Source organism: Pseudomonas sp. MHK4, from assembly GCF_054600775.1.
The window spans coordinates 383,471-396,462 of record NZ_BAAIAK010000001.1 but is presented as its reverse complement, the minus strand read 5'-3'; the positions used below and the strand labels follow the sequence as shown (position 1 = coordinate 396,462).

Annotated in this window: 8 protein-coding genes and 1 tRNA gene; 2 read left to right on the top strand and 7 right to left on the bottom strand. The window is 63.2% G+C overall.

Features of this window, described 5'->3' with window-relative positions; translation table 11 throughout:
- Nucleotides 1-244 precede the first annotated feature (244 nt).
- Together phbB and phaC are read left to right on the top strand one after the other, a co-directional pair.
- Nucleotides 245-991, top strand: coding sequence for an acetoacetyl-CoA reductase (gene phbB, locus ACYP2Q_RS01715; protein WP_459728863.1), 747 nt, complete (start codon nt 245-247; stop codon nt 989-991).
- A 95-nt stretch (nt 992-1,086) separates the two neighbouring features.
- Nucleotides 1,087-2,790, top strand: a complete 1,704-nt coding sequence (gene phaC, locus ACYP2Q_RS01710; RefSeq protein WP_459728862.1) for a class I poly(R)-hydroxyalkanoic acid synthase — start codon at nt 1,087-1,089, stop codon at nt 2,788-2,790.
- A gap of 1,053 nt (nt 2,791-3,843) precedes the next feature.
- Here the strand turns inward: phaC and ACYP2Q_RS01705 are convergent.
- From ACYP2Q_RS01705 to fdnG, 7 genes are all read right to left on the bottom strand, one after another.
- Nucleotides 3,844-3,939 (bottom strand) — tRNA-Sec (locus ACYP2Q_RS01705).
- 6 nt (nt 3,940-3,945) lie between these two features.
- Nucleotides 3,946-5,853, bottom strand: a complete 1,908-nt coding sequence (gene selB, locus ACYP2Q_RS01700; protein ID WP_459728861.1) for a selenocysteine-specific translation elongation factor — start codon at nt 5,851-5,853, stop codon at nt 3,946-3,948.
- The gene (selA, locus tag ACYP2Q_RS01695) at nt 5,850-7,280 is read right to left on the bottom strand and encodes an L-seryl-tRNA(Sec) selenium transferase (protein ID WP_459728860.1); all 1,431 of its coding nucleotides are present in this window, start codon (nt 7,278-7,280) and stop codon (nt 5,850-5,852) included. The genes selB and selA overlap by 4 nt, the downstream gene beginning before the upstream one ends.
- A gap of 45 nt (nt 7,281-7,325) precedes the next feature.
- A complete protein-coding gene (fdhE, locus tag ACYP2Q_RS01690; protein WP_459728859.1) occupies nt 7,326-8,252 on the bottom strand; it encodes a formate dehydrogenase accessory protein FdhE in 927 nt (308 codons plus the stop codon).
- Nucleotides 8,253-8,256: 4 nt separating this feature from the next.
- Nucleotides 8,257-8,916 (bottom strand): formate dehydrogenase subunit gamma, encoded by a 660-nt coding sequence (locus tag ACYP2Q_RS01685; RefSeq protein WP_459728858.1) that lies wholly within the window; start codon nt 8,914-8,916, stop codon nt 8,257-8,259.
- Nucleotides 8,913-9,848: a formate dehydrogenase subunit beta gene (gene fdxH / locus ACYP2Q_RS01680; protein WP_459728857.1), complete on the bottom strand. Its 936-nt coding sequence runs from the start codon at nt 9,846-9,848 to the stop codon at nt 8,913-8,915. The genes ACYP2Q_RS01685 and fdxH overlap by 4 nt, the downstream gene beginning before the upstream one ends.
- Complete coding sequence (gene fdnG, locus ACYP2Q_RS01675; RefSeq protein ID WP_459728856.1) at nt 9,849-12,914, bottom strand: formate dehydrogenase-N subunit alpha; 3,066 nt, start codon at nt 12,912-12,914, stop codon at nt 9,849-9,851. It lies immediately after the preceding gene.
- Between the last annotated feature and the right edge of the window lie 78 nt (nt 12,915-12,992).

The window sequence follows — 12,992 nt, the reverse complement described above, 5'->3', positions numbered from 1 at the left end:
TGACGATTGGAACCGGACATCCTGCCCGGAACACGACTGATTGGCAGTTAAGCGAATACTGAGTGTCCGCTCTATTTGAAGTATTGACACAGGTTTAGTTAACCGGTGTTTTTCCCTGCTTCCGACCGGTGACCGGGCGTGGCACCGTTGGACACCGAACAGTCACCTCGCAACACTTCCGCAAGGCCCGCCAATAGCCAACACTGCCCTTCTTGCAACGCAAAACAAAAAGGGTAGTCAGTCTATGAAATCACTTGGTCGTATTGCGTTGGTAACCGGTGGCATGGGTGGCATTGGCACGGCCATCAGCCAGCGCCTGCATGAGGAAGGATTCAAGGTCATCGTTGGCTGCAGCGCCGATACCGAGCGCAAGAAAGAATGGATCGCCACCCAACTGGCGGCGGGTTATCGGTTCGAGTGCATCCTCGGCGATATCACCGATTGGGAGTCCACCCGCAAGGCCTTCGACATGGCCCGGGAACAATTCGGCCCGGTCGATGTGCTGGTCAACAACGCCGGCATCACCCGCGATGCGTCCTTTCGCAAACTGACACCCGAAGACTGGAATGCGGTGATCGCCACCAACCTCAGCGGCCTGTTCAACACCACCAAACAAGTGATCGAAGGCATGCTGGCCAAGGGCTGGGGCCGGGTGATCAACATTTCGTCGATCAACGGCCAACGCGGTCAGTTCGGCCAGACCAACTACAGCGCGGCCAAGGCCGGCATCCATGGTTTCACCATGGCCCTGGCCAGGGAAGTGTCCGGCAAGGGCGTGACCGTCAATACCGTTTCGCCCGGCTATATCCAGACCAGCATGACCGCGGCGATACGCCCGGACATTCTCGACGCCATGATCTCGGCCACCCCGGTCGGGCGTCTGGGTCAACCCGAGGAAATCGCCTCCATCGTGGCCTGGCTGGCCTCCGATGAATCGGGCTACAGCACCGGGGCCGACTTCTCGGTCAACGGCGGCATGAACATGCAATAACCGGCTCCACGCCTTCCTCTCGCCACCGACACGGTGCCGATCTGCGGCGCCGTGGTTTTTTTCTGCCCGTTCTTCCTGTGCGGGCAAGGAGCTCCATGGACAACAACACGCCCCCATTCAACACGTTCTGGTCTGGCCAGGTGCCGTTCGTTGCCGCCTTTGCAGTGCAACAATTACGCCTGTGGGTCAGCAGTAATCCGTGGTTTACCGGGCAGCCCTACAACGACTGGTTCGACTTGCCCCGGGAAACCCTGGACAGCCTGCAAGCCGACTATCAAGGGCAGTGGGTCGAACTCGGTCAGCGTCTGCTGACCGGCCAGCCGTTCAGCTTCGATGATCGACGATTCGCCAGCGGCAACTGGAGCAATCCGCTGTTTGGCTCCCTCGCCGCGTTTTACCTGCTCAACGCCGGGTTCCTGCTGAAGCTGCTCGACCAGTTGCCGATCCAGGACAAAAAACCGCGCCAGCGCCTGCTGTATCTGGTGGAGCAAGCCATTGCCGCCGGTGCGCCGAGCAACTTTCTGGTGAGCAATCCCGATGCCCTGCAGCGTGTCGTCGATACCCGCGGCGGGAGCCTGATCACGGGCCTGTTGCACCTGGCGAGCGACCTGCAGGAAGGTAAGATGCGCCAGTGCGACAGCGGCGCCTTCAAGGTCGGTGAAGACCTGGCCAGTACGCCTGGGGAAGTGGTCTTCGAAAATGCACTGTTCCAGCTGATCCAGTACCACCCGCAAACCGACACCCAGTACCAGCGGCCGGTCTTCATCGTGCCGCCGTCGATCAACAAGTACTACATCCTCGACCTGCGCCCGGACAACTCGATGGTTCGCCATCTGTTGCAGCAGGGTCATCCCGTATTCCTGATGTCGTGGCGCAACTTCGACCAGGCCCATGCCGGCACCACCTGGGATGACCTGATCGAGAGCGGCATCATCAAGGGCCTGCAAGTGACCCGCGAAATCAGTGGCCAACAGCGCCCCAACTGCGTGGGATTCTGCATCGGCGGTACGCTGCTGAGCACGGCGCTGGCAGTTCTGGCTGCTCGCGGCGACACGGAAATAGCCAGCGTGAGCCTGTTGACCACCTTCCTCGATTACCTCGACACCGGCCCCATCGACATCTTCGTCGACGAACAACTGGTGGCCTACCGCGAACGCACCATCGGCGGCATCGACGGCCCCATCGGCCTGTTCAAGGGCGAGGACATGGGCAATACCTTCTCGCTGCTGCGTCCCAACGACCTGTGGTGGAACTACAACGTCGACAAGTACCTCAAGGGCCAGAAGCCGAATGCGCTGGACCTGCTGTTCTGGAACAACGACAGCACCAACCTGCCGGGGCCGATGTACTGCTGGTATCTGCGCCACACCTATTTGCACAACGACCTGAAATCCGGCGAGTTGGACTGCTGCGGGGTGAAACTCGACCTGCGCGCCATCGATGCGCCGGCCTACATCCTCGCCACCCATGACGACCACATCGTGCCCTGGAAAAGCGCTTACGCCAGCACCCATCTGCTTAGAGGAACCAAGCGCTTTGTATTGGGTGCATCGGGGCATATCGCCGGGGTGATCAACCCACCCGCCAGGGAAAAACGTAATTACTGGACCAACGACCAGCTGACGTTAGACCCGGACAGCTGGTTCAACGAGGCCGAGCAGCATCCCGGTAGCTGGTGGAATGACTGGTTCACCTGGCTGGCCGAGCATGCCGGAGAACGCGAGGCATCGGTGCTGCGCACCGGTAACGCACAATACCCGGCGCTGGAGCCGGCACCGGGGCGGTATGTAATGCAATGAGCGGGCAGCGACCTGATCGTTCCCACGCGGCCATACCCGATCCACTGCAGGAGCTGGCTTGCCAGCGATGGCGCCGGGTCAGTCGACATCAATGGCGGCTGTCAGACCGCTTTCGCTGGCAAGCCAGCTCCTACAGGGGGTCTTTGCCAGGCACGGACTTTGTGTACGACGCCGATAAACTGTAGGAGCTTTGCCAGCGAAGGCGCCGGGGCAGTCGACATCAATGGCGGCTGTCAGACCGCTTTCGCTGGCAAGCCAGCTCCTACAGGGGGTCTTTGCCAGGCACGGACTTTGTGTACGACGCCGATAAACTGTAGGAGCTGGCTTGCCAGCGATGGCGACGGGTCAGTCGGCATCAATGGCGGCTGTCAGACCGCTTTCGCTGGCAAGCCAGCTCCTACAGGGGAGCTTTGCCAGGCACGGATTTTGTGTACGACGCCGATAAACTGTAGGAGCTGGCTTGCCAGCGAAGGCGACGGGTCAGTCGACATCAATGGCGGCTGTCAGACCGCTTTCGCTTGCAAGCCAGCTCCTACAGGGGGTCTTTTGCCAGGCACGGATTTTGTGTACGACGCCGATAAACTGTAGGAGCTGGCTTGCCAGCGAAGGCGCCGGGTCAGTCGACATCAATGGCGGCTGTCAGACCGCTTTCGCTGGCAAGCCAGCTCCTACAGGGGGTCTTTGCCAGGCACGGATTTTGTGTACGACGCCGATAAACTGTAGGAGCTGGCTTGCCAGCGAAGGCGCCGGGGCAGTCGGCATCAATGGCGGCTGTCAGACCGCTTTCGCTGGCAAGCCAGCTCCTACAGGGGGGCTTTGCCAGGCACGGATTTTGTGTACGACGCCGAGAAACTGTAGGAGCTGGCTTGCCAGCGAAGGCGCCGGGGCAGTCGGCATCAATGCCGGCTGTCAGACCGCTTTCGCTGGCAAGCCAGCTCCTACAGGGAGCTTTGCCAGGCACGGATTTTGTGTACGACGCCAGCGATGGCGGCCGAAAGACCAACGCAATGTTCCAGGACGCCTTTGCCAGCAAGTCGGGTCCTGCGAGGTAGATGGCGGAAGGTAGCCGGAGTCGAACCTGCCCGGGAACGGATGCCGTCCCCAACCGGGTTTGAAGCCCGGCCGCGCCACCGGGCGCGATTACCTTCCTGAAAGTCAGTGCTCCGTGGGCCGGGCCAGGGCATTGTCCAGGCGGATGTGGCGCCTGTCACCAAACCGCCGGGTCAGGCCGAGCCGGTCGAAGTATTCGAGAATCTGGATACTGCGCTTGCGCCCCAGTCCCACCGCATCGCGAAACGCCGACACCTGGATCACCGGGTCAGCCTCGGTCAGTTGCATCAGCATAGCCGCCAAACGCCGGATCATCGCATCGGTGTAGAACAGGTCGCGGACCACTTGATGCAGTAGCCCCAACCGGGCCATTTTGCGCAGCAGCAAGCGCACTGTGGTTTCATCATGACCCAGTTCGCGCACCCACGGCGGATCGAACCCGGCCGCGTCGAACCTCGGCTGCAACTGTAACCACAGGGCTTCGTCCTCTTCACTCAAACGCACTTGATGGCTGGGCAAATGCAGCCATGGCCCGCTGCTGGTGATGACAGCGTCGGCGAGCAATTCGTCGAGCAGGCTGATGAAGGACGGGCGATCAAGTGCAGTCCCGCTGAATCGACGCAGGCGATCGCGGTCCGGCCCCATCTGGTCCGGCTCCAGTTGGTGAAAGCGCGCCAGATGCTCCAGCACATCCGCTTTCAAGGCCTGCCAGCGACCGGCGCCGAACAACAACGGACCCTGCCGGGTTTCGACCAAGCGCACGTCATCCGGCAACACCCAGTCGGCCCGCAGATGGTTGAACTGGCGCTCCAGGCGTTGCAGATCAAGACCGCTGTCACTGTTGGCCAGCAGCATCGGCAGTACATCTTCCAGGCCACTGCTCGCCCGCAGCGCCTGTAACTGCGCCAGTCGCTCGGGACTGCGCCGGTGGCGGGTCGGGGCGAACGGATCGAGCACTCGACCGCCGCCGAGGGTCCGTTGCGCGCTGTGGTCACGCAGGATCAGCGGATCGCCCTTTACCGCCTGTACCGTCGCATTGAGCAGGATCTGCGCGAACATCCGCTCGCCCGGTACCAGGCAGGAGCCCTCCAGCAGGGCCACGCGCCCGGTCACGTCCTGGGTGCCGATATGCACATGCACCGGTTGAAAATGCTCGAAGGCGCGAGGCTCGCCGGGCAACAAGCGCAGGTCGATGTCCAGGCGCTGGGTCGGGGCGTACAGCCACTGCGACGACAGCCACTGGCCGCGATGGATCTGCTCCAGCGCCAGGCGGTCCGCGCTCAGGTTCAACGCAACGCGCTGGCCTGCGGTCGCGCGTTCGGCGGCTTGATTCTGCGCATGCAGGCCACGCACCCGCACGGGTTTGCCGAGGGGACCGAGCAGCAGCGTATCGCCCACCGTCACCTGGCCGGACAGCGCCGTGCCGGTGACCACGATCCCCGCGCCAGCGACGCTGAAGGCCCGATCGATCGCCAGGCGAAAGCCACCACCGAGGCTGCGTTGGCGCACCTCACGCTGGGCATCGAGCAAAGCCTGGCGCAGCGTGTCGATACCCTGCCCGGTCACGCTCGACAGCGTTATCAACGGTGCATCGGCATAAGGCCCCGGCGCCAGCAAGGCCTGGATTTGCTCGCGCACCTCCTGCACCCGGGATGCTTCGACCCTGTCGCATTTGCTGATCGCCACGAGCGTGCGGGGTATTCCCAAGAGTTCGACGATGGCCAGGTGTTCCCGGGTCTGCGGCATCACGCCGTCGTCGGCGGCCACCACCAGCAACACCAGGTCGATGCCCTGTGCGCCGGCGAGCATGTTGTGGGTGAAGCGCTCATGCCCCGGCACATCGATAAAACCGGTGAGGGCCGCGCCCGGCTCCAGGGCAGCGTAGAGGTAACCGAGGTCGATGGTCATGCCGCGTTCGCGCTCCTCGCGGCGCCGATCGCCGGCCTGCCCGGTCAAAGCCTCAAGCAATGCGGTCTTGCCGTGGTCGATGTGCCCTGCCGTGCCGACGATCACCCTGCCCGGCCCTCCACCTGCAGTTGCTCGAGCTGCGCCAGCCACGCCGGTTCGTCATCCAGCTGCCGCAAGTCGAGCCACAAGGCGTCGTCATCGATACGCCCGAGCACCGGGATCGGCAAGGCTCGCAGCGCTTCTTCGAGCCCAAGCAGGCTTCGCCCGCGCAGACGTTTTGAGGTCAGCGGCCGCAGGCATAACGCGGCACTCGGCAAGCGAGCCACCGGCTGGCTGCCACTGCCGATCATCCCCAGCGCCGGCACCGCGCTGACGCTCCAGCCCGCGCCCAGGCGGTTGGCCAGGGACGGTTGCAACCGCTCGGCTTGCGCCAGGATGTCGGTTTGCGCGCGGGTGAGCAGGCGCAAACTGGGCAGGCGCTCGGCCAGTCGATCCGGATTGCGGTACAGCCCCAGCACCGCTTCAAGCGCCGCCAGGGTCAGTTTGTCGACCCGCAGCGCACGCTTGAGAGGGTTCTTCTTGATCCGTGTTATCAGTTCCTTGCGCCCGACAATCAACCCGGCCTGGGGGCCACCGAGCAATTTGTCGCCGCTGAAGGTGACGATGTCCGCGCCGTCGAGCAGGGCCTGGCGCACGGTCGGTTCGGCCGGCAAGCCCCAGCGGGTCAGGTCCAGCAGGCTGCCGCTGCCGAGATCCTCGAGCAGCGGCAACCCATGTTGGTGCGCAAGATGCGCCAGCTCGGCGGTCGGCACCCGGGTGGTGAAACCCTCGATGCTGTAGTTGCTCGCATGCACCCGCATGATCAAGCCGCTGCGCGGACCGATGGCGGCTTCGTAGTCGCGGGCATGGGTGCGGTTGGTGGTGCCGACTTCGACCAGTTTGACCCCGGCACGGGCCATGATGTCGGGGATGCGAAAGGCGCCGCCGATTTCGATCAGCTCGCCCCGGGAGATGATGCCTTCCTTGCGTACCCCAAGGCTGTTGAGGGTCAGCAGCACCGCGGCGGCATTGTTGTTGACCACGGTCACCGCTTCGGCGCCGGTGAGCTCGCGGATCAGGCCCTCGATCAGGTCGTCGCGGTCGCCGCGCTTGCCGCTGTGCAGGTCGAATTCCAGATTGAGCGGATAGCGCGCGGCCATTTGCACGGCGTCGATGGCTTCCTGCGGCAACAAGGCGCGGCCCAGATTGGTGTGCAGGACCGTGCCGGTGAGGTTGAACACCCGGCGCACGTGGCTGCGGTGCTGGCTGGCCAGACGCTCGCCCGCCCTGCCCGCCAGCACCGGCGGGCTGAGTTCGACCTCGTCGAGTTGCCCGGCCTGGACGGCTTCGCGCAAGTCATCGAGCAACTGGCGCAGGCTGGCGAGCAAGGCGTCGCGCCCATAGCGGTCGGCCAGCGGCTGGCAGGCCGGATGGCGTAGCAGGCTGTCGATCGAAGGCAATCGCAAGGCTTGGCTGGCAGATCGGGCGGACATCGGGCGCTCCGGCAAACGTAGACCGCCTGAGTGTAGACGCTCGCTTCAGTCGCCTCCGGGAGCCAGCAGCAGATTGGGCGCAGGACGCGCAAAGCCTTCCTGTTCCAGGCGCATGTCAAGAATCAGGCTGCTCAGGTCGGCGGACAACGCCTCGCCCTCGGCGTCGCATTCCAGATACAGCTGCTTAAGGTAACTGTGACACCCAGGGCAGGTTTCAGCGCGCAGCGGCGCCTTGTCCGCGGCGTGGCGGTCGCTGTCGAGGCTGACGTATTGCAAGCCTTTGCTCTGCTCGCAATACACGCACTTGACCCGCACCACATGCCATTCGCAGGCACACAGCGAGCACACCAGATAGCGCAAGCCGTTGTATTTGCCGCGATGGCGGATCACCCCGGCCATGGCCGGTGAACCGCAAGCCGGGCACTGGTTGAGGCTGTTGCCGGGTTTCAAGGCGAGGTCTGGAGTACTCAGCAACCAATGGCTCCACGCGACTTGCAAGGCCGCCCCCAGAAAGGGCACCAGCGCCGCCGGCAACAAGGCGAACTGGCCGCTGACCAGGGCAATGGCCCACGCCTTGAGTTGCCCGACGTTGGCGTCACGCAAGGTTGCCACGGCGTTTTCCACCGCCGGTTGCGGCGGTGGCTGATAGTGCTGCAACAGCCCCTGCAGGTACGCCAACCACGCGTCTTCGCGCACCAGGCTGTCGGCGGCAAACGGCGGCAGGCCATGATCCAGGCACAGGCGGATGCGTTGCGGGTCCGGCAATGCCGCCTCGGGTGGATCATCCATCAGGCGTTGCTGCACGTGGCACAACCCCGCGACCAGGCGCAGGTATTCGGCCAGCGGATGCCCTTCGGCAAGGCGCTCCAGGCGCAGCGCGCGCAAGGCAAACAGGTTGTGCGGTGGAAGGTGCAGAAACGGCGGCGATGTCGCCGCCGCTTCGATCTGTCCCGGCTCCAGGATGGTGGCCAAATCGTTATCCTTTTTTGCTCAGCGGTGGGTCGCGACGCGGACGCTCGTCGCGGGTCACCTCGCGGTACCAGAGTTCGTGGTGTTTTTTCGCCCAGGCGCGGCTGACCCAGCCGTGCAGCATGGCGCTGACCGAGCCCTTGATCCAGATGCCAGCGTAGATGTGCACGATGATGCTCAGGATCAGCACGAAACCGGCCAACGCGTGCAGCAGCATCGCCCAGCGAATCGTGGTGATGCCGAAGTACTCGCTGAAATACGCGCGCCAGATCACCAAACCGGTGAACAGCAGTGCCAACATGCACAGCAGCAACGTCCAGAACAACAGCTTTTGCCCAGGGTTGTACTTGCCGATCGGGGGTACGCCCTCCTCCTGATTTTTCATCACCCGGTCGATGCGCCGCAGCCACAGGCGATCGTTGCTGATGAAGTAGTTGGCGCGCCAGAACTGCACCACCAACCCGAGGAACAACACGAACATCACCACGCCCATGAACGGGTGCAGGATGCGCGTCCATGGCCCGCCACCAAACAGGTTGCTCAGCCAGAACAGTGCCGGATGAAACAGCGCGAGCCCGGACAGCCCCGCCATGAAAAACAGGATCGCCACCAGCCAGTGGTTGGTGCGCTGGTTGGCGGTATAGCGCAGGATCTGTTTGCGGATCATGGCCTGTCCTCCCGCTTCGGATCATAGGTGTGCACCGACGGATCGACTTCATGGACTGCCGGATCGCCGGGCGGCGGCAGTTCATCCTCTTCGACCACCTGCGGACCGACGCGTACGTAATGGAAAAATCCGGCCAGTACCGCCAGTCCCATGGCCAGCAGGCCCAATGGTTTGCTCACGCCTTTCCACAGACCCACCAACGGGCTGATCACTGGATCGCTCGGCAGGCCGGCGTACAGCCTGGGCGTGTCGGCATGGTGCAACACATACATCACGTGAGTGCCGCCGACGCCGGCAGGGTCGTACAGGCCGGCGTTGTCGAAGCCACGACTCTTGAGGTCGACGATGCGCTCGGCGGCGTGTTCCTTCATGTCCTGCTTGGAGCCGAACACGATGGCGCCGGTCGGACAGGTTTTCACGCAGGCAGGCTCCAGCCCCACCGCCACCCGGTCCGAGCACAGGGTGCATTTGTAGGCCTTGTGGTCCTTCTGCGAGATGCGCGGAATGTTGAACGGGCAACCGGTGATGCAGTAGCCGCAGCCAATGCAGTGATCCTGGTTGAAATCGACGATGCCATTGGCGTGCTTGATAATCGCCCCGGGGCTGGGGCACGCGGCCAGGCAACCGGGCTCGGCGCAGTGCATGCAGCCATCCTTGCGGATCAGCCATTCGAGGTTGCCGGCGTCGGTCTCGTGCTCGGTGAAGCGCATCAGGGTCCAGGTTTCTGCGGTGAGGTCCTGGGGGTTGTCGTAGGTGCCGAGGTTATGGCCGACCTCGTCGCGCAGCTCGTTCCATTCCGAGCAGGCGACCTGGCAGGCCTTGCAGCCAATGCACTTGGTGGTGTCGATCAGCTTGGCGACTTCCTCCTGGTTGCGCACCGATGAGGGCACGGTGGTGGTGGCCGAGCGGGCAATGATGTCTTGGCTGGCCATTTAGACTTTCTCCACGTTGACCAAAAATGACTTGGATTCCGGGGTCTGGGTGTTGCCATCGCCGAGGAACGGCACCAGGGTGTTGGTCAGGTAGCCGTGGCGCGTGAGCCCGGTGAACCCCCAGTGCAACGGGATACCGATCTGGTGCACCACCTGATTGTTGACCTGCAGCGGACGAATGCGCTTGGTCACCACCGCCACCGCCTCGATGAAGCCCCGCTTGCTGCTGACCCGCACCCGATCGCCTGCGACGATGCCTTTTTCCCTTGCCAGCACTTCGCCGATTTCGACGAACTGCTCGGGCTGGGCAATCGCGTTGAGCTTGCAGTGCTTGCTCCAGAAGTGGAAATGCTCGGTCAGCCGGTAGCTGGTGGCGGCGTACGGGTAGTCCTTGGCCACGCCCAGGGAGTCCCACACCGAATCGAAGATCCGCGCCGCCGGGTTGCTGGTGGCCTTCTTGTTCTGCGGGTGCAGCGGGTTGATGCCGATCGGCGTCTCGAACGGCTCGTAGTGCTCGGGGAATGGTCCCTCGTTCATCTTGTCGACGGCGAAGAACCGCGCCACGCCTTCGGGGTTCATGATAAACGGGTTCATCCCGGCTTCCGGCGCCACGTCAGCCTTGAAGTCCGGCACATCGGTGCCGGCCCAGGCTTTGCCGTTCCACCACACCAGACGCTTTTTCTCGTCCCAGGGCTTGCCTTGCGGGTCGGCCGAAGCGCGGTTGTAGAGAATCCGCCGGTTCGCCGGCCAGGCCCAGGCCCAGCCCTGGTGCTGGTGCATGCCATAGGGGTCGTTGTTGTCGCGCCGGGCCATCTGGTTGCCGGTTTCGGTCCAGCTGCCGCAGAAAATCCAGCAACCGGACGCCGTGCCGCCGTCGTCCTTGAGCTGGCCGAACCCGGCCAGTTGCGCATTGCCCTTGATCAGCGCCCCCGTGGCGTCGGTGAAGTCGGTGACGGCGTAGCCGTTGACCTCCTTGGCCAGTTCTTCCGGTGACGGTTCGTCCGGGACCTTGTACGGCCACGACAGTTTGAGCAGCGGGTCGGGATAGGCGCCGCCATCGGCCTGATAGCGCTGGCGCAGGCGCAGGAACAGCTCGCTCATGATGCGGATGTCGGTGTATGCCTCCCCAGGGCCGTCGGCACCCTTCCAGTGCCATTGCAACCAGCGACTGCTGTTGACCAGCGAACCGTCTTCCTCGGCAAAGCAGGTGGTGGGCAGGCGAATCACTTCGGTCTGGATGTCGGCGCTGTTGACGTCGTTGTACGGCCCGACCTTTTGCCAGAACTGCGAGGTTTCGGTGGCCAGCGGGTCCATCACCACCAGCCATTTGAGCTTGGCCAACGCGGCCATCACGCGGTTCTTGTCCGGCAACGCCGCAATCGGGTTGAAGCCCTGGCACATGTAGCCGTTGACCTTGCCCTGGCCCATCAGGTCGAACACCTTGAGGATGTCGTAGTTGGGAATGTCCAGTTTCGGCAGGTAGTCGTAGGCCCAGTTGTTTTCCAGCGTGGCGTTGGCGCCGTACCAGGCTTTCATCAGGCTGACGTGGAATTTGCTGTAGTTCTGCCAGTAGGACAATTGCCCTGGCCGCAGCGGTTTCTGCGTGCGCTTGACGATGTAGGCGGTGTAGTCCTGCTCGGCATCGCCAGGCAACGTGAGGTAACCCGGTAGCGCGTTGGACAGCAGGCCCAGGTCGGTCAGGCCCTGGATGTTGGAGTGCCCGCGCAAGGCATTCACACCCCCGCCCGGCATGCCGACGTTGCCCAGCAACAGTTGCACCATGGCCGCGCTGCGGATGATCTGCGCGCCAATCGAGTGCTGTGTCCAACCCAGTGCATAGAGGATGGTCATGGTCTTGCCCGGCGTCGAGCAAGTGGCGATCTCCTCCCAGATTTTCTGCATGGCATCCACCGGCATGCCACATATCTGGCTCGCCAGCTCGATGTTATAGCGGCTGTAGTGCTGCTTCATCAGTTGATAGACGCAGCGCGGGTCCTGCAAGGTCGGGTCGACTTTGGCAAAACCGTCTTCACCGAGTTCATAGCCCCAGCCGGACTTGTCGGTGTACGTACGCTTGGCCGCGTCGTAGCCGCTGAAAATCCCGTCCTCGAAGCCATAGCCGGCTTTGACGATGAATGACACGTCGGTGTAGTTGCGCACGTACTCGTGCTGGATCTTGTCCTCGGTCAGCAGGTAATTGATCAGCCCGCCCATGAAGGCGATGTCGGTACCGGTGCGGATCGGCGCGTAATAATCGGCCACCGAGGCCGTCCGGGTGAACCGTGGGTCGACCACGATCAACCGCGCCTTGTTGTGCGCCTTGGCTTCCGTCACCCACTTGAAGCCGCATGGATGCGCTTCCGCTGCGTTGCCGCCCATCACCAGGACCAGGTTCGCATTGGCGATATCGGTCCAGGTATTGGTCATGGCACCACGGCCGTATGTCGGGGCAAGACTTGCCACCGTCGGGCCGTGTCAGACACGCGCCTGGTTATCGAACCCCAGCATGCCGAGGCTGCGCACCACCTTGTGGGTGATGTAGCCCGCTTCGTTGGACGCCGCCGACGCCGCGAGGAAACCGGTGGTCAGCCAGCGATTGACCGTCTGGCCCTGGGCATTCTTCTCGATGAAGTTGGCATCGCGGTCGGCCTTCATCAGGTCGGCGATGCGATCGAGCGCTTCATCCCACGAGATGCGCGTCCACTCGCTGCTGCCGGGCTTGCGCACCTGCGGGTATTGCAGGCGGCCGGGGCTGTGAATGAAGTCCAGCAGGCCTGCGCCTTTGGGGCACAGGGTGCCGCGGTTGACCGGATGGTCCGCGTCACCTTCGATGTGAATGATGTTTTGCGCAACGTTCTTGGCGGTATCGCCCTGGCTGTACATGATCAACCCGCAACCGACCGAGCAATACGGGCAGGTGTTACGGGTTTCATGGGTGTGGGCGAGCTTGAAGTGGCGCACCTGCTCGGCGAAAGCGGCAGTCGGGGCCATGCCCAACGCGCCCAGGCTCGAGCCCGCAAGGCCGATACCGGCGACCTTGAAGAACTGACGACGGCTGAGGTCCATCGTGCACTCCTGATCAGGTGGAAATCCGCTGCTTTGGCGGATTTTTCTGGACAATCACGGTGGCGGCAGTCTGGCTAC